This is a genomic window from Stenotrophomonas sp. GD03930, from assembly GCF_029839665.1.
Classification (GTDB): domain Bacteria; phylum Pseudomonadota; class Gammaproteobacteria; order Xanthomonadales; family Xanthomonadaceae; genus Stenotrophomonas; species Stenotrophomonas forensis.
Window position 1 is genome coordinate 2337587 of the sequence record NZ_JAOCAV010000001.1, and the last position, 18379, is coordinate 2355965.

Annotated in this window: 18 protein-coding genes and 1 riboswitch; of the genes, 11 read left to right on the forward strand and 7 right to left on the reverse strand. The window is 69.2% G+C overall.

All coding sequences use genetic code 11. From position 1 onward, the window contains the following. Nucleotides 1-288: 288 nt before the first annotated feature. Together N5C18_RS10495 and N5C18_RS10500 are read left to right on the forward strand one after the other, a co-directional pair. On the forward strand, nucleotides 289-978 hold the full coding sequence (locus tag N5C18_RS10495) for a winged helix-turn-helix domain-containing protein (RefSeq protein WP_164242476.1): 690 nt from the start codon (nucleotides 289-291) through the stop codon (nucleotides 976-978). Further along, on the forward strand, nucleotides 975-2321 hold the full coding sequence (locus N5C18_RS10500) for an ATP-binding protein (RefSeq protein WP_164242475.1): 1347 nt from the start codon (nucleotides 975-977) through the stop codon (nucleotides 2319-2321). The genes N5C18_RS10495 and N5C18_RS10500 overlap by 4 nt, the downstream gene beginning before the upstream one ends. Here N5C18_RS10500 and N5C18_RS10505 read toward each other — a convergent pair. Both N5C18_RS10505 and N5C18_RS10510 read right to left on the reverse strand, forming a co-directional pair. After that, nucleotides 2318-3787: a HAMP domain-containing sensor histidine kinase gene (locus N5C18_RS10505; RefSeq protein ID WP_279944479.1), complete on the reverse strand. Its 1470-nt coding sequence runs from the start codon at nucleotides 3785-3787 to the stop codon at nucleotides 2318-2320. The genes N5C18_RS10500 and N5C18_RS10505 overlap by 4 nt on opposite strands. Next, nucleotides 3784-4503: a response regulator transcription factor gene (locus N5C18_RS10510; protein WP_053448687.1), complete on the reverse strand. Its 720-nt coding sequence runs from the start codon at nucleotides 4501-4503 to the stop codon at nucleotides 3784-3786. The genes N5C18_RS10505 and N5C18_RS10510 overlap by 4 nt, the downstream gene beginning before the upstream one ends. 143 nt (nucleotides 4504-4646) lie before the next feature. On the opposite strand from N5C18_RS10510, the gene msrB reads away from it, so the two are divergent. From msrB to N5C18_RS10530, 4 genes are all read left to right on the forward strand, one after another. Next, nucleotides 4647-5222: a peptide-methionine (R)-S-oxide reductase MsrB gene (msrB, locus tag N5C18_RS10515; protein ID WP_279944480.1), complete on the forward strand. Its 576-nt coding sequence runs from the start codon at nucleotides 4647-4649 to the stop codon at nucleotides 5220-5222. A 2-nt stretch (nucleotides 5223-5224) separates the two neighbouring features. Further along, a complete protein-coding gene (locus N5C18_RS10520; protein ID WP_279944481.1) occupies nucleotides 5225-6991 on the forward strand; it encodes a cytochrome c biogenesis protein CcdA in 1767 nt (588 codons plus the stop codon). Between the two features lie 14 nt (nucleotides 6992-7005). Next, nucleotides 7006-7743, forward strand: a complete 738-nt coding sequence (gene msrA / locus N5C18_RS10525) for a peptide-methionine (S)-S-oxide reductase MsrA (RefSeq protein ID WP_279944482.1) — start codon at nucleotides 7006-7008, stop codon at nucleotides 7741-7743. Nucleotides 7744-7891: 148 nt separating this feature from the next. Next, on the forward strand, nucleotides 7892-9340 hold the full coding sequence (locus N5C18_RS10530) for a PLP-dependent aminotransferase family protein (RefSeq protein ID WP_053509727.1): 1449 nt from the start codon (nucleotides 7892-7894) through the stop codon (nucleotides 9338-9340). A gap of 65 nt (nucleotides 9341-9405) precedes the next feature. On the opposite strand, the gene bioD is transcribed toward N5C18_RS10530, so the two are convergent. Next, nucleotides 9406-10083 (reverse strand): dethiobiotin synthase, encoded by a 678-nt coding sequence (bioD, locus tag N5C18_RS10535; protein ID WP_053509729.1) that lies wholly within the window; start codon nucleotides 10081-10083, stop codon nucleotides 9406-9408. 68 nt (nucleotides 10084-10151) lie between these two features. On the opposite strand from bioD, the gene N5C18_RS10540 reads away from it, so the two are divergent. Together N5C18_RS10540 and N5C18_RS10545 are read left to right on the forward strand one after the other, a co-directional pair. Beyond that, entirely contained in the window at nucleotides 10152-10634 is a 483-nt protein-coding gene (locus tag N5C18_RS10540) for a GAF domain-containing protein (RefSeq protein ID WP_004154035.1), read from the forward strand. Next, on the forward strand, nucleotides 10631-10993 hold the full coding sequence (locus tag N5C18_RS10545; RefSeq protein ID WP_053509731.1) for a TfoX/Sxy family protein: 363 nt from the start codon (nucleotides 10631-10633) through the stop codon (nucleotides 10991-10993). The genes N5C18_RS10540 and N5C18_RS10545 overlap by 4 nt, the downstream gene beginning before the upstream one ends. A gap of 94 nt (nucleotides 10994-11087) precedes the next feature. Here N5C18_RS10545 and N5C18_RS10550 read toward each other — a convergent pair whose 3' ends face one another. Next, complete coding sequence (locus N5C18_RS10550) at nucleotides 11088-11666, reverse strand: histidine phosphatase family protein (RefSeq protein WP_180881068.1); 579 nt, start codon at nucleotides 11664-11666, stop codon at nucleotides 11088-11090. A 141-nt stretch (nucleotides 11667-11807) separates the two neighbouring features. Next, nucleotides 11808-12031: riboswitch (cobalamin riboswitch) on the forward strand. Nucleotides 12032-12145: 114 nt separating this feature from the next. On the opposite strand from N5C18_RS10550, the gene btuB reads away from it, so the two are divergent. After that, complete coding sequence (gene btuB / locus N5C18_RS10555; RefSeq protein WP_279944483.1) at nucleotides 12146-13990, forward strand: TonB-dependent vitamin B12 receptor; 1845 nt, start codon at nucleotides 12146-12148, stop codon at nucleotides 13988-13990. A 141-nt stretch (nucleotides 13991-14131) separates the two neighbouring features. Here the strand turns inward: btuB and gph are convergent, their stop codons facing one another. The 3 genes from gph to N5C18_RS10570 all read right to left on the reverse strand — a co-directional run bounded on the left by gph (nucleotide 14132) and on the right by N5C18_RS10570 (nucleotide 16571). After that, nucleotides 14132-14788, reverse strand: coding sequence for a phosphoglycolate phosphatase (gene gph, locus N5C18_RS10560; protein ID WP_279944484.1), 657 nt, complete (start codon nucleotides 14786-14788; stop codon nucleotides 14132-14134). 65 nt (nucleotides 14789-14853) lie between these two features. Continuing rightward, nucleotides 14854-15645: a class I SAM-dependent methyltransferase gene (locus N5C18_RS10565; RefSeq protein ID WP_279944485.1), complete on the reverse strand. Its 792-nt coding sequence runs from the start codon at nucleotides 15643-15645 to the stop codon at nucleotides 14854-14856. Continuing rightward, nucleotides 15642-16571, reverse strand: coding sequence for a LysR family transcriptional regulator (locus N5C18_RS10570; protein WP_279944486.1), 930 nt, complete (start codon nucleotides 16569-16571; stop codon nucleotides 15642-15644). Before N5C18_RS10570 ends, N5C18_RS10565 begins: the two co-directional genes overlap by 4 nt. A gap of 108 nt (nucleotides 16572-16679) precedes the next feature. On the opposite strand from N5C18_RS10570, the gene N5C18_RS10575 reads away from it, so the two are divergent. Together N5C18_RS10575 and N5C18_RS10580 are read left to right on the forward strand one after the other, a co-directional pair. After that, nucleotides 16680-17318 carry an NAD(P)H-binding protein gene (locus tag N5C18_RS10575; RefSeq protein ID WP_279944487.1) on the forward strand — a complete coding sequence of 213 codons (639 nt, stop codon included), beginning with the start codon at nucleotides 16680-16682 and terminating at the stop codon, nucleotides 17316-17318. Nucleotides 17319-17421: 103 nt separating this feature from the next. Next, nucleotides 17422-18333, forward strand: a complete 912-nt coding sequence (locus N5C18_RS10580) for an MBL fold metallo-hydrolase (protein WP_279944488.1) — start codon at nucleotides 17422-17424, stop codon at nucleotides 18331-18333. Nucleotides 18334-18379 lie beyond the last annotated feature (46 nt).

Here is an 18379-nt window from a genome sequence, read left to right on the forward strand (position 1 = left end):
TGGGAACGGCACGCGGAACGGAGGAGACTCCATGCTCGGCCCGCGCCCGCCCCGCGTCAGTCGCATTGCTGTCAGCGATCGTCACCAGACGTGTGATGAAGGTAACGTTTTGTAACGGCAACCGGCTATGCTTGGCGCCAAGTGGTTGCCGGGGCTGAGACCAGGCCCGTGCGCCAGCAACCCCGGCTGAATGGCGCCCGCCCCCTGGACCCGGGCGGCCCGATGGCTGGGATAGCATCGCCGCGCTCGTGCCGTGGCGGTACGTTTGCGTCCACGGAGGCCTTGAAAATGCTGGATATCGTACTGGTCGAAGACGATGCCCGCCTGGGTACGATGGTCAGTGACTATCTGCAGCGGCATGGCTACCAGGTCGCCCACGAGCGCAGCGGCGAGCGCGCCGTGACCCGGATCCTGGCCGAAAAACCGGCCCTGGTCCTGCTCGATGTCGGCCTGCCCGACCAGGATGGTTTCGAAGTGTGTCGGCAGATCCGGCCCCACTATGACGGCATCATCTGCGTGCTGACCGCCCGTACCGACAACATCGACCAGGTCCTGGGGCTGGAACTGGGCGCCGACGACTACATCGGCAAGCCGATCGAACCGCGGGTGCTGCTGGCCCGCCTGCGCGCCCACCTGCGCCGCCACCGCCGGGTCGAGCCGCGCGACGGCAGCCTGCGCTTCGGCGAGCTGAGCATCGACCCGTCCACGCGCAATGTGCACCTGCAGGGTGCCCTGCTGGAACTGACCACCGCCGAGTTCGACCTGCTGTTCCTGCTGGCCAGCAACGCCGGCCAGATCCTCGACCGCGACGCGCTGCTGCGCGGCCTGCGCGGGATCGCCTTCGATGGGCTGGACCGCTCGATTGATGCCCGCATCTCGCGCCTGCGACGCAAGCTGGGCGACAACCCGGAACAACCGGAACGGATCAAGACCGTCCGCGGACGCGGCTACCTGTTCAGCCGCTCGGCATGGGGATGAAGCGCACGCCCTCGGCGATGCGCGGCCACGCCTTCCACTTCCTGCGCTATGGCATCGGCTTCCTGGTCGCCCACCTGCTGCTGATCGTGCTTGGCCTGTGGGCGTGGGACGCGCTGCTGGAAGACCGCACCGAAGCCGGCCTGCAGGCCGAGATGCGCGGCACCCATGCGTTGCTGCAGCACCGCTTCGCCGAAACCCCGCGCGAACAGTGGCCGGTGCTGGCGCGCGAACTCGACGCCGATTTCGCCTACGCGCTGCGCATGGTGCCGCTGGCCGAGGCGGTGAAGGAACTGCCTGCCAGCCAGCGCCCGCCGTTCAACAACGGCCGTGTGCAGATCGACCTGGAGCACATGCGCAGCCTGCAGCGGATCGGCGACAGCGACTACGCGGTAATGCTGGGGCCGCTGGACGAAGCACTGCCTGAGGAGGGATGGCAGGACAGCGAAGTGTCCGGCGTGGCGATCCTGCTGCTGATCCTGATGGTGGCCGTGGCCCTGCCGATGTACGTGATGGTCTACCGCCTGTGGCGCGACGTCTCGCAGTTGGCCCAGGCGGCGCGTCAGATGCGCGATGGCCAGCTGGACACGCGCGCGCCGCGTGCCGGTACCGCGCTGGTACGGCCACTGGCCAATGCCTTCAACCACATGGCCGAACAGCTGCAGCAGCTGCTGGAAAGCCAGCGCGTGCTGGCGCAGGCCGTGGCGCACGAGGTACGTACCCCGCTGGCGCGGATGCGTTTCGGCCTGGCCGACCTCGAGGACACCGCGCTGGATGAGCTCCAGCGCGATGCATTGGGCGGCCTGCGCACCGATGTCGACCGGCTGCAGCACCTCACCGACGCCGGCGTCGAGTACGCTGCCCTCGGCCGCTGCCACCAGCTGACCCGCCAGCGGCTGCAGCTGGCGGCGCTGGTGCGCGGCGTGATCGCCCAGTTCGCCCCCCTGCCGATGCCAGTGCAGCAGGTGCTGTCGCCGGTGGGCCTGGTCAACGTCAACCGGCACATGCTGGAACTGGCGCTGCGCAACCTGCTCGGCAATGCGCTGCGCTATGCGCGCCGGCAGATCCGCATCGCCAGCACGGTGGACGACGGCTGGCTGTGCCTGCAGGTGGAGGATGACGGCCCCGGCATCGCGCCGGAACTGCGCGGCCAGGTGCTGCAGCCTTACGTGCGGCTGGACCCGGGCAGCCCCGGCTTCGGGCTTGGCCTGGCGCTGGTGCAGGTAGTGGCCGACAAGCATGGCGGCCACGTCGAGGTAACCGATTCAGACCTGGGCGGGGCCTGCATCCGCCTGCACCTGCCGCTGGAAACCGGCGGCGTAGTAGAAGGCGATACGGCCTGCTAGCCCGCCGGTTCCGCGCGCGGCAGGGCAAACACGAACAGTGCGCCACGTTCGCTGTCACGCAGTTCGATGCGACGACCGTGCAGCTGCACGATGCGCTGCACGATCAGCAACCCGAGACCACCGTTCTCGCCGCGGCGCGCGCCCAGCGCGGCCGGTGCCTGGAACAGCTGCGTGCGCAGCGCTGGCGCCACCCCGGGGCCATCGTCGGCGACGCTGACCTCGACGCTGTCGGGTGTCGCGCGCAGGCGTACTTCGATCCGGCCTCCCTCCGACGCATGCCGCAACGCATTGTCGAGCAGATTGGTCAGCACACGCTCGACCAGGCCCAGGTCTGCGCGCACCAGCGGCAGGCCCGGCGGGAAGTCGGCATGCAGGCGCTGGTTGCGCGCCTGCGCGGCCAGCTCGAACTTCTGCAGCACGTCCTGCAGCAGCTCCGGCAACGCGAAGACCTCCCACTCCAGGCGTACCTCGCCATGCTCCAGCCGCGCCAGCTCGAACAGCGCGCGCGCCAGCCGACCGACCTTGGCGCTCTGCGCCAGGGCGATGCCGAGGTAGCGACGGCGTTCGTCCGGTGACAGCGTGGCGTCCTTCAACGCCAGCGTTTCCAGATAGCCATGCAGCGACGACAACGGCGTACGCAGGTCATGCGAGATGTTGGCCACCAGCTCGCGCCGCTGCAGGTCCTGCTGGCGCAGCTGCTGCCATTGTTCGCCCAGCCGCTGCGCCATCTGCGCGTGCGCGTGCTCAAGGATCACCAGCTCGTCGCGCTCGCCGGGGCGCAGCGGCTCCGGTGGCGGCAGTGGCGTCGGTGCGTCGATGTCGAAGGCCTGGATGCGCCGGGTCAGCCGCCGCAGCGGGCGGGTCACCCAGTAGAACGCCACCAGCCCGGCCAGCAGGCCGAGGCTGCCAACCAGCATCACCGACCACCAGGTGGTGTTCCACTGGCTACCGGCGGCGAGGTCGTCGGCCAGCATCTGCCGGTGCTCGCCGACCAGCACCACGTACACGTAACCCGCCTGACGGCCCTGCACGATCAACGGCGCGGCACTGAATACCTTGCGGCCATCCGCGCTGCGCGGATCGTCGCCGAGGATCGGCAGCGGCGCGCCGGCCAGCAGCCGGCGCAACGGCGCCACGTCCACCCGGTTGCGTACCAGATGGCCGCTGGGCGCATCGTGGCCGAGGATGCGGCCCTGGTCGTCCAGCAGGTAGACCTCGACGCTGGGGTTGACTGCCATCAACTGGCCGAACAAGGCGCGCACTGCGGCGTCGCGCATGCCGCTGGTGTCCATCAGCTCGCTGCGCTGGGCGATGTGCTCGGCCAGGCCCAGCGACAGCCGCTGCACCACTTCCTGTTCGTGGCGGGTGTTGGCACGCATCTGCAGCGCCAGCAGCGCCATGCAGCACATCAGCATCAGTGCGGCGATCACCGCCGCCAGCTTCTGCCACAGGTTCGGCCTGATCATGCCGCCGCCCCGGCCGGATCGACCAGCTTGTAGCCGCGTCCCCACACCGTCAGCAGCCGCCGCGGATTGGCCGGGTCGGTTTCAATCTTGCTGCGCAGCCGGTTGATATGGGTGTTGACCGTGTGCTCGTAGCCATCGTGCTGATAGCCCCAGACCTGGTTGAGCAGTTCCATGCGCGCGAACACCTGGTCCGGATGACGGGCGAAGAACAGCAGCAGGTCGAATTCGCGCGGGGTCAGTTCCAGCGCAGTGCCCTCCACCGACGCGGTGCGTGCAACCGGGTCCAGCTGCAGCCCGCCCAGTTCGATCGCGCCGGCATCGATGCGGGCGCTCTGCGCCATCGCCTCGGCGCGGCGCAGCAGCGCGCGCACCCGTGCCACCAGTTCCGGCATCGAGAAGGGTTTGGCCAGGTAGTCGTCCGCACCCAGTTCCAGGCCGACGATGCGCTGGGTTTCACTGCCACGTGCACTGATGATGATGATCGGCACATAACGCGCCATCGCGCGTGCGCGCTGGCACACCTGCAGGCCGTCCACGCCGGGCAGCATCACGTCCAGCACCAGCGCATCCCACGGGCCGTCCTGTTCAAGCAGGCGCAGTCCCGCATCGCCGCTGGCGGCGTGGGCCACGTCATAGCCTTCATCGCCCAGATGCATGCGCAGCAGGTCGGCGATGTGGGCATCGTCTTCAACGATCAGCACGCGTTTGGCGGACATCGGCAGCTCGGGGCCAGTGGGGGGCTGCCCGCATTGTGGCGCGGGATGGTCGCCGATACCTCACGAAAAATTGAATCCTGCGTGAGGATTCGTTGACCCGGGCGGGCGCAGCATGGCCCCGTCGCCCCTTCCCGGAGTCCGCCATGACCCTCACCCGCCGCCATCTGCTGGGCCTGGGCGGTGTCGCCACCGCTGCCGGCCTGTTCGGCCTCGGCGCGTGCAGCCGCGCCGCGCCGGCCGCTGCCGAAGCGCGTCCGGCGCGACAGTTCGAGGTCATGCACAGCGACGCCGACTGGCGCCAGCGCCTGACCCCGGCCCAGTACGCGGTGCTGCGCCAGCAGGCCACCGAGCGGCCATGGAGCAGCCCGCTCAACAAGGAGCACCGGCAGGGCACGTTCGCCTGTGCCGGCTGTGCGCTGCCACTGTTCTCCTCGTCCACCAAGTTCGAGAGCGGCACCGGCTGGCCGAGCTTCTGGGCGCCGCTGCACAACGCCATCGGCGAGGACCGCGACGTCACCTTCGGCATGCTGCGGGTGGAGGTGCACTGCCGCCGCTGCGGCGGCCATCTCGGCCACGTGTTCAATGACGGCCCGCGCCCGACCGGGCTGCGCTACTGCATGAACGGTGCAGCGCTGATGTTCGTTCCCGGTGCGGCCGACGGCGGCACCGCCGACGGCTGGCGGGTGCCGGTCGGTTCTTCCCCCACGTCCGGAGCCTGACCATGCTGCTGTTGCTGCTTGCCTACCTCGGGGGTGCGTTGTCCCTGCTCAGCCCCTGCATCCTGCCGGTGCTGCCGTTCGTGTTCGCGCGCGCCGACCGTCCCTTCGTGCGCAGCACGCTGCCGCTGCTGCTGGGCATGGCGCTCACCTTCACCGTGGTGGCCAGCCTGGCGGCGGTGGGCAGCCAATGGGTGGCGCAGGCCAACCAGGTCGGCCGCTGGATCGCGCTGGTGCTGATGGCGCTGTTCGCGCTGGCACTGTTGTGGCCGCGACTGGCCGACCATCTGCTGGCCCCGTTCCAGCGCGTGGGTGCACGCTTGAGCGCACGCGCCGATGCCGCTGACGCCGCAGGACGCGGTGGCGCAGGGACCTCGCTGCTGATCGGCATCGCCACCGGCCTGCTGTGGGCCCCATGCGCCGGGCCGATTCTGGGCCTGGTGCTGACCGGCGCCGCCCTGCACGGCGCCGGCGTCGGCACCACTGCGCTGCTGCTGGCCTATGCACTGGGCGCGATCACCGCGCTGGCGCTGGCGGTGTGGATCGGCGGCCGGGTGTTCCGCGCGATGCAAGCGCGGCTCGGCCTCGGCGATGTCCTGCGCAAGGTGCTGGGCGTGGCCGCGCTGCTGGCCGTCGTGGCGATCGGCCTCGGCTGGGACACCGGCCTGCTGACCCGCCTGTCCACGGTCAGCACCGCGCGCATCGAGCAGAGCCTGCTGGACGCGGTACCCGGCGCACAACCGGCGGCACCGCCGATGATGATGGCCGGTGCCAACACCGGTGCCGATGCACCGCTGCCGGTGGAGGGCACCCTGCCCGCGCTGGACGGCGCCACCGGCTGGCTCAACAGCCCGCCGCTGACCGCCCAGCAGCTGCGTGGCAAGGTGGTGCTGGTCGACTTCTGGACATACTCCTGCATCAACTGCCTGCGCGCGATGCCGTTCGTGCACGAATGGGAGCGCCGTTACCGCGACCACGGCCTGGTGGTGATCGGCGTGCACACGCCGGAGTTCGCCTTCGAACGCGACGCGCGCAACGTGATGAAGGCGGTGCAGCAGCTGAAGGTCGAGTACCCGGTGGCGCTGGACAACCAGTACACGATCTGGCGTGCGTTCAACAACCGCTACTGGCCGGCGCAGTACTTCGTCGATGCGCAGGGCAACATCCGCGGCCACCAGTTCGGCGAAGGCAACTACGCGCGCTCGGAACAGGTGATCCGCCGGCTGCTGACCGAAGCCGGCCAGACCCACCTTCCGCCGCCAGCCGATCCCGCCGCGGCCGACCTGCAGGGCGTTGCCGCGCAGGCCGACATGGGCAACCTGCGCTCGCCGGAAACCTACCTGGGCCACGCCCGTGCCGAACAGTTCGCCTCGCCCGGCGGGCAACGCAGCGACACCGCATTCGACTACACGCTGCCCACCGTCCTGGCGCTGAACCAGTGGGGCCTGTCCGGGCAGTGGACGATCACCGACGAAGCCGCGCAACTGCAGCGCGCCGGCGGCCGCATCGCCTTCCAGTTCCATGCGCGCGACCTGCACCTGGTGCTGGCACCGGGCCAGGACGGCAAGCCGGTGCGCTTCCGCGTGTGGCTGGACGGCAAGCCACTGCCCGCCACCGATGCCGGCAGTGACGTCGGCGCCGATGGCAGTGGCGTGGTCAACGAACACCGCCTGTTCCAGCTGGTGCGCCAGCGCGGCACGGTCGGCCCGCACCGCTTCGAGATCGAATTCCTCGATGCGGGCGTGCAGGCCTACGCCTTCACCTTTGGTTGAACCGGGAGGACACGATGAAACTCTCCTTTGAACAGGGTATTGCTGCAGGTGTTGCCGGTCTTGTAGCCACCGCATTGATCGCCGGCGTGCTGCTGATCGACCACGGCGCGATCGCCGCACCGGTCGAAGCCAGCGCGCAGGCCAAGGCGCTGCCGGTACCCACCGGCGATGCGGCGTTCCGCGATGACGCCACTCACGCCAGCGTGGTGTTTGCCGGCGGCTGCTTCTGGGGCGTGCAGGGCGTGTTCCAGCACGTCAAGGGCGTGAGCAATGCGGTGTCCGGCTACATCGGTGGCAGCGCCGCCAACGCACACTATGAGCGGGTCAGCAGCGGCCAGACCGGTCACGCCGAAGCGGTGAAGATCGACTACGATCCGCGCCAGGTCAGCTACGGGCAGCTGATGCAGGTGTTCTTCTCGGTGGTGCACGACCCGACCCAGCTCAACCGCCAGGGGCCGGACCACGGCAGCCAGTACCGGTCGGCGATCTTCAGCGACGACGCGCGCCAGCAAGCCGCCAGCCGCGCCTACATCGCCCAGCTCGGCCAGGCCGGCAGCTACCGCGCACCGATCGTCACCCAGCTGGGCAGCGGCCAGCGCTTCTACCCGGCCGAGAGCTATCACCAGAACTACATGACGAACTACCCGCAGGCGGCCTACATCCGCTACTACGACGCACCGAAGCTGGCGGCGCTGGGCAAGCAGTTCCCGGCACTGTACCGGCGCGATGCGGTGCTGGTGCCGATGCGGTAATCGCCGGCAATACCCACGCAGAAAAAGACGCACGGCGATCCCGCCGTGCGCTTGGGAAGTATCGGCCGCGCCCCGATCAGGCCCGTCCGACAACGACATGCTAGGCTCGCCAACGTCAGGGGTACAGCTCCAGTTGGCGGGAACTTCGATGGATACAGATGACCAGAGCGCGATGATCCCTCCCCGCTACCAGCGGCTGTCCGATGAACTGGCCGAGGCCATCCACGGCGGTCGCCTTCCCGTTGGCAGCCGCCTGCCCTCGCTGCGGCAGATGGCGCTGCAGCGCAGGCTCAGCCTGAACACCGTGATCGCGGCCTATCGCCAGCTGGAAGATGCCGGCCTGGTGATTCCACGGCCCAAGGCCGGCTTCGAGGTCGCACCGCGCCTGTCGGTGCCCGAACGTTCGCTGCGCGATACGCCGTCGGCGCCCACCGCGCCGCTGCAGCAGGCGCTGATGGCCCGTGTGCTGGAGGCACAACGCCGACCCGGCGTGATCGACCTGGCCTTCGCCGGCCCCCGTGGTCGCCAGTTCTATCCCGGGGCGCAGCTGGCCCGGCACACCGCACAGGTGCTGCGCCACGGCCAGCAGACCGTGGAAACCTATGCGCGCCCGAATGGCTCGCCGCGGCTGCTGGCACAGATCGTGCGCCGCGGCCCGCGCATGGGCCTGCACACCCACAGCGACCGCCTGCTGCTGACCCATGGCGCGATGGAAGCGCTGCAGCTGGCGCTGCGTGCCGTCACCCGGTCCGGCGATGCGGTCGGCATCGAGGCGCCCTCCTACTTCAACCTGTATCCCCTGCTGGCCACCCTCGGCCTGCAGGCCATCGAATTGCCCACCCACCCGCAGCAGGGGCTGGATGTCGATGCCCTGGAGGCCCTGCTCGAACACACGGCGCTGGCCGCGCTGGTGGTGATGCCGACCGTGCACAACCCGCTGGGCTGCACCATGCCCACATCCGCCAAGCAGCGACTGGCCGAACTGGTCAATGCACGCCAGCTGCCGCTGATCGAAGATGCGGTGTATGCCGAGCTGCAGTTCTGCGAACCGCCCGCGCCCCTGCTCAAGGCCTTTGATCGCGACGGATGGGTGATGGTGGTCGGTGGTTTCTCCAAGACCCTGGCGCCGGACTATCGCATCGGCTGGCTGGAGGGTGGCCGCTTCGCCGAACGCATCGCGCTGCTGAAGTTCCAGTCCACCGGCGGCGAACCGCAACTCCTCGGCGATGCGGTGGCAGCCTACCTGGAGGCGGGCAGCTACGAGCACCACCTGCACCGCATGCGTCGCCTGTATCGCGAGCAGGTGGGGCGGCTGCGCCAGCTGGTGGCCGAGCACTTCCCGGCGGGCACCCGCGCCACCGAGCCGCAGGGCGGTTTCCTGCTGTGGCTGGAACTGCCGGGCGTGGACACGCGCGAACTGTTCGAGCGTGCGCTGCAGGAGGACATCGTGTTCATGCCCGGCCAGGTCTATTCACGCGGCGCCCGCTACCGGCATTGCCTGCGGCTGTCGTGCTGCCAGACCCTGGATGCGCGCTTCATCGGTGCGGTGGAGCGACTGGGTGCGATCGCGCGCGAGCTGGCGGCTGCAGCACGGTAGTGCCGGCCGCTGGCCGGCAACTGCATCCACCCAACGATCCCGGGATTGCCGGCCAGCGGCCGGCACTACAGGTGCGCGGCCAGCGCTTCGCCATTTGCCCCCGGCAGGTGCGGCAGCCGCCCCCAGCACGGCATCGGCAGGCGCTGCCGCAGCGTGGCGATGTTCTCGTCCTGGCGCTGCATCGCCGGGTCGATGTGATTGCCGACCCAGCCCAGGCACTCGACGCCGCTGGCCTGCAGCGACTGCGCGGTCAGCCGCGCATGATTGACGCAGCCCAGCCGCATGCCCACCACCAGCAGCACCGGCAACTGCAGCGCGCGCACCAGGTCCAGCTGGTCCAGCGTGGCCGAGACCGGCGCCAACCAGCCGCCAACGCCCTCCACCACCACGACATCGGCCTGCGCACGCAGGCGCGCGAACGCGGCCACGATCGGCGCCAGTTCCACCTGCACGCCATCTTCGGCAGCGGCCAGCTCCGGTGCCAGCGGCTGCCGCAGCGCATACGGGTTCAGGTCGGCATAGTCCGGTACCGGCCAACTGGCCGCCTGCAGGGCCAGCGCGTCTTCGTTGCGCAGGCCCTGCCCCAGATCCTCGCTGCCGCTGGCCACCGGCTTCATGCCGACCGCGCGCAGGCCACGGCGGCGCAGTGCGTGCAGCAGCGCGGTGCTGACCGCGGTCTTGCCGATCTCGGTGTCGGTACCGGTGACGAACAGGGCAGGTGGCAGCGTGGCGGGCAACGGCATCGATGGGCTCCAGCAGGGCAACAGAGCGTGCATTATCGCCGGCCGCGCACGCTTGCTAGACTGCGGGCATGTTCGCCAATGCCTCGCTCACCGGCAGCAAGCCGGAACAATACGCCCAGCTGCTGGAACAGGCCCGTGGCCTGGTCTACGCCGAGTCCGACCGCATCGCCAACGCGGCCAACCTCTCCGCACTGGTCTATCACGCCCTGCCCGACCTGAACTGGGTCGGCTTCTATCTCTACGACGGCAAGGAACTGGTGGTCGGCCCGTTCCAGGGCCTGCCCGCCTGCGTGCGCATCCCGCTGGACAAGGGCGTGTGCGGCGCGGCCGCCAGCCAGCGCGTGACCCAGCGCGTGGACGACGTCGATGCCTTCCCCGGCCACATCGCCTGCGACTCGGCCTCGCGCTCGGAGCTGGTGGTGCCACTGCTGCGCGGTGATGAGCTGATCGGCGTGTTCGACATCGACAGCCCGAAGGTTGGCCGCTTCGATGCCGAGGACCAGGCCGGGCTGGAAGCCATCGCCCGCGTGTTCGTCGAGGCCCTGGGATGAGCGCACCGAAGCTGCGCAACATCGGCCCCAAGAGTGCGGCGTGGCTGCGCCAGGTCGGCCTGCGCAGCCGCGAGGAGCTGGTCGCGATCGGTGCGGTCGGCGCCTTCGTCAAGGTCAAGCGGGCGGGCTTCAAGCCCAGCCTGAACCTGCTGTACTCGCTGGAAGGCGCATTGCTGGACTGCCACTGGCAGGAACTGAGCGAGGCGCAGCGCGAAGCGCTGGTGCAGGACTACGAAGCACGCATCGCCGCGCATCCATTGAAGGCAGCCGGCCCGGCTTCGGGCCCGGTGCATGAGCAACGCTTCGATGCCGACGATGACGCTGAAGACAGCGTCTCCGAGAGCGCCGACGAGGATTGAGCCCTCCGCGTTCCTCGGATGCCGGCCAGCGGCCGGCACTACCACTGTGATGCGGGATCGGTAGCGCCGGCCGCTGGCCGGCACAACCCTCGGCTCAGGGCTGCTGCAGTTCCAGCAGTTCGCCCACCAGGCCTGCTTCACCGCGCTCCAGCCTCACCCGCAGGCGCGTGCCATGGTCAATGCGCAATGCCCAGCACAGCGACATCGGCAGGCCGCACACCTGCGACAGCACCATGCGCAGCGGGCCACCGTGGCTGACCACCAGTGTCGGCAGCGGGTCATCGTCATCGAGCAGGCGATCCAGCGCGCGCGCAATGCGCCGCTCGAAATGGCCCCAGCTCTCGCCGTTCGGTGGCGGGAACGCGTGCGGGTCGGCATGGAACGCCGCCAGCGCGTCTTCCGGCAGATCGAACAGGGACTGCCCGTCCCAATCACCGAAATCCAGTTCTTCCCACTCTTCGTCCGCCTCCACGTCCAGGCCGCGTGCAGTGGCCAGCGCCATCGCCGTATGCAGCGAGCGCAGCCGCGGCGAACTGATCACCCGCTCCCACGGCTGTGCGGCGTAGGCGTCGACCAGTTCCTGTGGCAGCGGCGCCAGCTGCGGTGGATCGGTGCGGCCATCGAGGAACTCATCGCGACCGTTGCCGGCATGGCGGACCAGGTCGAGGATCATGCGTGCGCCCCGTACAGGCAACGCGGGAACAGCGGAAAACGGGCGGACATCGGCAACGGCACCACGGGATCGAGGGACCATTCTAAGGGCACAGCAAAGGCAGTCGAGCAAGCTCGACCCTACGGCTGCCGGGGATGGCGTAGACTGCGCGCACTTCCAGGTGACCTGCGGCCTTGGCCGGCAGGTTGAAACGGGAAGCCGGTGACGCGTGATTCAACGCCAGGCCGGCGCTGCCCCCGCAACGGTAAGCACGTCAGTTCCAGGCAACAACGCCACTGTGCCACGCGCATGGGAAGGCGCCTGGACGGTGGCCTCGCGCCACTCGGCGGCAAGCCCGGAGACCGGCCCGGAAGCCTCAGGTCGCGATGCGGTGGGCATGGCGCTGGATGAGCACGGCGTCGGCCGTGGCATCGGCGCGTGCCTGGCTTCGCGACTCCTCCCCTTCGCTGCGCGGGCGTGCGTGGCACCTGGAGTACCCCATGAAGCTGCAGACCCGAATGCTCACCTTGGCCGTACTGGCCACGCTGCCCACGCTGGCGCAGGCCGCCGATGACACCACCGCGCTCGACCAGGTGCTGGTCACCGCCACCCGCACGCCGATCGCCCTGCAGGACAGCATCGCGCCGGCCCAGGTCATCGACCGCGCGCAGATCGAATCCAGCCAGGCCACCTCGCTGCAGGAACTGCTGCGCGGCCGCGCCGGCATCAACCTGACCAACGCCGGCGGACTTGGCAAGCAGAGCTCGCTGTTCCTGCGCGGCACCAACTCCGGCCACACCGTGGTGCTGGTCGACGGCGTGCGCATCAACAGCGCCGACCTCGGCCTGGCCATGTACCAGGACCTGCCGCTGGCGCAGATCGAGCGCGTGGAGATCGTGCGCGGACCGCAGTCCAGCCTGTATGGCGCCGATGCCATCGGTGGCGTGATCCAGATCTTCACCCGCCGCAATGCCGGTGACTTTGCCCCGCACTTCCAGCTCGGCGGTGGCAGCAACGGCCTGCGCGAAGCCAGCGGTGGCATCGGTGGCGGCACCGAACGCGGCTGGTTTGGCGCCGACATCGCCTACCAGCATTCCGATGGCATCGATGCCTGCCGCGGCTCTTCCTCGGTGTTCACTGCCGGTTGCTTTGCCGACGAACACGACCGCGACGGCTACCGCAACCTGTCCAAGAGCCTGCGTGGCGGCTACACCTTCAACGACCAGTGGAACGTGGAAGGCAGCGCGCTGCGCGCCGACGGCAGGAACCATTACGACGGCTACTACAACTACTCCGAAACCCGCCAGCAGGTGCTGGCCGGCAAGCTGCGCTACACCCCCTCCGAACGCGTGGCGTTCACTGCCAACGTCGGCCGCAGCGACAACGAATCGGACAACTATGGCGCACCGGGCGTATTCGGCAGTGCGCAGACCCACCGCGACAGCGCCTCGCTGCAGGGCGATATCGGCCTGGCCGAAGGCCAGCTGCTGAGCGCCGGCGTGGACTGGAGCGAAGACAACCTGGATGGCAGCAGCGCGGGCTACCTCGTCGACAGCCGTCGCAACACCGGCGTGTTCGTGCAGTACCAGGGCCGCTTCGGCCGCCACCAGCTGCAGGCCAGCGCACGCAACGACGACAACCAGCAGTTCGGCAACCACGCCACCGGCAGCGTTGGCTGGGCGATGCAACTGGAGCACGGCCTGCGCGTCAACGCCAGCTACGGCACCGCGTTCAAAGCGCCGACCTTCAGCGACCTGTACGACCCGTGGAGCGGCGTGCCGACGTTGAAGCCGGAGAAGTCCAAGAGCGCCAACCTTGGCGTTTCACAGCAGGGCCAGGGCTGGCACTGGGGCCTGGACGTGTACGAAACCCGCATCGATGACCTGATCACCTACGATGCGCTCACGATGAAGATGCAGCAGGTGGAGAAGGCGCGCATCCGTGGCGCCGAACTGACCGGTGGCGTGCTGCTGGCCGGCTTCGATATCAACGCGCAGTTGAGCTACACCGACCCACGCAACCGCACCCGCGGCAGCACCCAGTTCGACAACTGGCTGCCGCGCCGCGCGCAGCAGACCGCGCGCCTGGACATCGACCGTCGCTTCGGCGATTTCCGCGCCGGCCTGACCGTGCAGGGCGCGGGCAAGCGCTATGACAACGCCGGCAACTCGGTGAAGGTCGGCGGCTACGGCACGCTGGACCTGCGTGCCGAGTACGCGCTGACGCCGTCGTGGTCGCTGCTGGCGCGTGCGGCCAACGTGTTCGACCGCAAGTATGAAACCGTGGCGTGGTTCAACCAGCCCGGCCGCGAGTACCAGCTGAGCGTGCGTTACCAGCCGAAATGACCGCAACGGTCATGATGCTGCCGGCTGCTGGCCGGCAGCATCATGGCCTTCGGCAGCGCGTTCCAGGTTGCCGGCCAGCGGCCGGCACTACCCATTGCGTCGGCCCGGGTTACCGGCCGGCGACCAGGGATGTCCGCTGCATCAGCGCTGCAACCCCGGCAACTCACGCAGGTCGTCGATCACCGCCACCGCATGTGCGGTGGCCAGATCCAGGCCACGCGGATAGCCGTAGCGCACCAGCGCGATCGGCATGCCGGCCTCTTCGGCGGCGCGATAGTCGGTGAGCGAGTCACCGACCATCAGGCAGGCGTCTACCGGCACCCCGAAGTGCGCAGCAATGTGGCGCAGCGGTTCACCACTGGGCTTGCGCTGCGGCAGCGAGTCGCCGCCCAGCACCAGCGCGAACGCATCACCGATGCCCAGGTGCTGCAGCAGCGGCGGCACCAGCGCTTCGGGCTTGTTGGTGCAGATCGCCAGCGGCACGTTGCGCGCACGCAGCTGTGCCAACGCCTCGGCTACGCCATCGAACAGGCGTGGGCTGCGCAGCAGGCATTCCCGGTAGTGCACCATGAACACCGGCATCACCGCGGCCAGATCGACCTCGCGGCCGGCGGCATGCACGGCCTGCTCCACCAGGCGACGCACACCATCGCCGATCCAGCCCAGCACCGTGGTTTCCGGCACGCGCGCCACACCGATGTCTTCCAGCGTGCGGTTCAGTGCTTCGGCGATATCGGCCGCGCTGTCCACCAGCGTGCCATCGAGGTCGAACACGACCAGCGGATAGGGATACGACAAGGGATGGCACCTGTGCGACGTGGGGCCGTCCATTGTACGTCGGCCTGCTTTTCTGCAGGCCCGCCTCAGCCGATCCTGCGCGCGCGGGTGGCCAGGAACGTGGGCAGATAACGGTCGATCAGAAAGCGCGGCTGCGGCTGCCAGTCTTCCATGAAACGATCGATGACGAAGCCGGCGTCGAGCTGACCGCCGATGAGTTCGGTCAGGCTGTGGCCGAAGGTGAGCGCATCGCCGCGCGCCAGCTTGGCCTCGCGCTCGGCCGGTGCCAGGTCTTCCAGGTCCGAATAGGGAATGGCGTACCGCGGCCGGATCAAGCCCTGCGCATCTAGCTGAGGATCACGTGCGCCGACGAACAGCACCGGGTTGTAGAAGCTGGCCATCAGCATGCCGTCGCGCGCGAGCACGCGATGGCACTCGCTCCACACCGGGCGCACGTCGGGCACGTACAGGTTCGAGATCGGCTGGAACACCACATCGAAACTGCCGTTGGCGAAGGCGTGCAGATCGCGCATGTCGCCCTGCACCGTGCGCAGCTGCAGGCCATCGCGCGCGGCGACCTGACGGTCCTGCTCCAGCTGCCCGTCGGACAGGTCGAACACGGTGACATCAGCGCCGGCCGCGGCCAGTACCGGCGCCTGCTGTCCACCGCCCGACGCCAGGCACAGGATGCGGCGGCCGCGTACATCGCCCAGCCAGTCCAACGGCAGTGCGCGCGGCGTCAGATGCACCTGCCAGCGCCCTTCGCGTGCAGCGGCAATCGTCGAGCTTTCAACCGGGCGCGACCATTCGCGCACCTCGCTGGCCTGGCGGTCCCAGGCAGCACGGTTGTGGTCGATCAAGGCCTGTCCATGGTTCACGTGTTCTCCTTGCCCGGCGGGCGCCAATCCAGGTCCTGGAAGGCCGGGCTGGCGAAACACTCGCCCAGGAAGTCCAGGAATCGCCGCATGATAGCGGGCTGCTGGCGCCGTGATGCGTACACGGCATGAATGCCGAGTTCGTCCAGGCTGAATTCCGGCAGCAGTTCGATCAGCTCGCCACTGCGTAGCAGCGGCGCCACCTGGTAGGTCGGCAGCATCGCGATACCGGCACCGGCCCGTACCGCCTCCAGCAGCAGCGAGGCCTCGTTGGCGCTGATGTTGCCGCCCACCGCCACCGACAACGAACGTCCGTCGCGGTGCAGCTGCCACAGGCTCTTGCCGACGTAGTGGTGGGTCAGGCAGTTGTGCGCGGCCAGGTGCTCGGGGGCGGTCGGCGTGCCGTGCGCCTGCAGGTAGGAGGGCGTCGCGCACAGCACCGAGCGGCAGGTGGCCAGCCGCCGCGCGATCAGGCTGGGGTCGATCTGGCGCGCGATACGCACCGCCAGGTCCACCCGCTCTTCCACCAGGTTTACCGTGCGGTCGACCAGCAGCAGCTCGATGCGCGCCGCCGGGTGGCGCGCGACGAAACCGGCCACTGCACGCGCCAGATGGCTCTGCCCGAACGACACGCTGGCGGTCACCCGCAGCGTGCCGTGCGGCTCGGGATCATCGCTGGCGAGCTCGCCCTGCAGCGCCTCACCGATCTCCAGCATCTGCCGGAAGCGCGCCAACGCCGCCTCGCCCGGACCGGTCAGGCTGACCCGGCGGGTGGTCCGGTGCAGCAGGCGCGCCCCCAGCCAGCCTTCGACCTCGGCCAGGTAGCGGCTGACCATCGCCCGGGACATGTCCAGCACCTCGGCGGCCGCGGTCAGGCTTCCGCGCTCGGCCACCTCGACGAACACGGTCATGGCGGTCAATCGGTCCATATGCTCGATCCATGCAACAAACAAGCGCGTTATACGCTGTTTTTCGAGCGACTGCAGCGGCCTAGAGTGGCCCCATTCCCACCCCACGCCGCCCCACGGAGTCCTGCCATGAAGATCGCCCTCGTTGGTTCCACCGGCAACATCGGCCGCCAGATCGCCCGCCACGCGCTGGCCCACGGCCACGAACTCACCGTCATCGTGCGCAGCGCGCAGGATCTTCCGGCCGAGCTGGCCGGCGCCCATCCGGTGATCGCTTCGCTGGATGACCCGGATGCGCTGGTTGCCGCCATCGCCGGCCACGACGTGCTGGCCAGCGCCTACGGCCCGCGCCCGGGCGATGACATCGGCCGCGTCGGCGAGGTGGCCGCACAGCTGGCTGCCGCCGCGCGCAAGGCCGGTGTGCCGCGCCTGGTGGTGGTCGGCGGCGCCGGCAGCCTGGAAGTCGCCCCCGGCGTGCAGCTGGTGGATACCCCGAACTTCCCGGAGGCCTACAAGCCGTACGCGCTGGCCCACCGCGAAGCCTTCAAGCGCCTGCAGGCGGTGGAGGACCTGGACTGGACCTTCTTCTCGCCGGCCGCCGAAATCGGCCCGGGCGAAGAGCGTGGCCAGTACCGCGTGCAGCCCAGGGCGTTCCTCGCCGATGCCAGCGGCCACAGCCGCATCAGCTACGCCGACTATGGCGCTGCGTTCGTCGCCGAGCTGGAAGCACATCAGTACCCCAAGCAGATCATCACTGCGGCGTATTGATCATGGCGTGCGCGGGCCTGCCCGTTCGCCGGGCATGGCCTGGCGCCACCCACCTGTAGCGCCGAGCCGATGCTCGGCCCGATATCCCCACAAGGACATCCCCATGCGTACCGCTGCCCTGCTGCTCCCCCTCGCCCTGGCCGCCAGTTTCACCAGTGCCCCGCTGCTGGCCGCACCGGCCGCCGCGTCGCCGTCCATGGCGACGAAAACCCAGCTGCACCTGCAGACCTTCCATCCCGGCCCGCAGGCGATGTTCTCGGTGTCCTCGGTGCTGATCGAAGGCCGCCATGACGCGATCCTGGTCGATGCGCAGTTCGGCGCCAGCGACGCGCGCAGGCTGGTCGAGCTGATCCGCGCCAGCGGCAAGCAGCTGACCACGATCTACATCAGCCACGGCGACCCGGACTATTACTTCGGCCTGGCCACGCTGCAGGATGCGTTCCCGCAGGCGCGCATCGTCGCCACCGCGCAGACTGTCGCCCACATCCAGCAGACCCAGGCCGGCAAGCTGGCCTACTGGGGGCCGAAGATGGGGGCCGATGTCCCCGCGCGCATCGTGGTGCCACAGGTGCTGGAGGAAGACGCGCTGCAGCTGGAAGGCCAGCGCCTGCCGCTGATCGGCCTGGATGGCCCGACCCCGGACCGCAGCGTGCTGTGGGTGCCGTCGCTGCGCGCGATCGTCGGCGGCATTCCGGTAGTGGCGGGCGAGCATGTGTGGATGGCCGATACGCAGACGCCGCAATCACACGCCGACTGGCTGCAGACCCTGCAGCGCCTGCAGGCACTGAAGCCGAAAGTGGTGGTGCCGGGGCACTACGCCCCCGGTGCGGCGCTGGATGCCAGTGCACTGCGCTTCACCGCAGATTACATCCGCGCCTTCGATGCCGAGACGGCAAAGGCCAGAGACAGTGCGGCGCTGGTGAAGGCGATGCAGGCGCGCTATCCGAAGCTGGCCGGGGTGGAGTCGCTGGAGCTGAGTGCGAAGGTGGCCAAGGGCGAGATGCAGTGGCCATGAGGTAGGGGGTTTTCTTTTGCAGGGCTGCGCCCTGCACCCGCGGTAG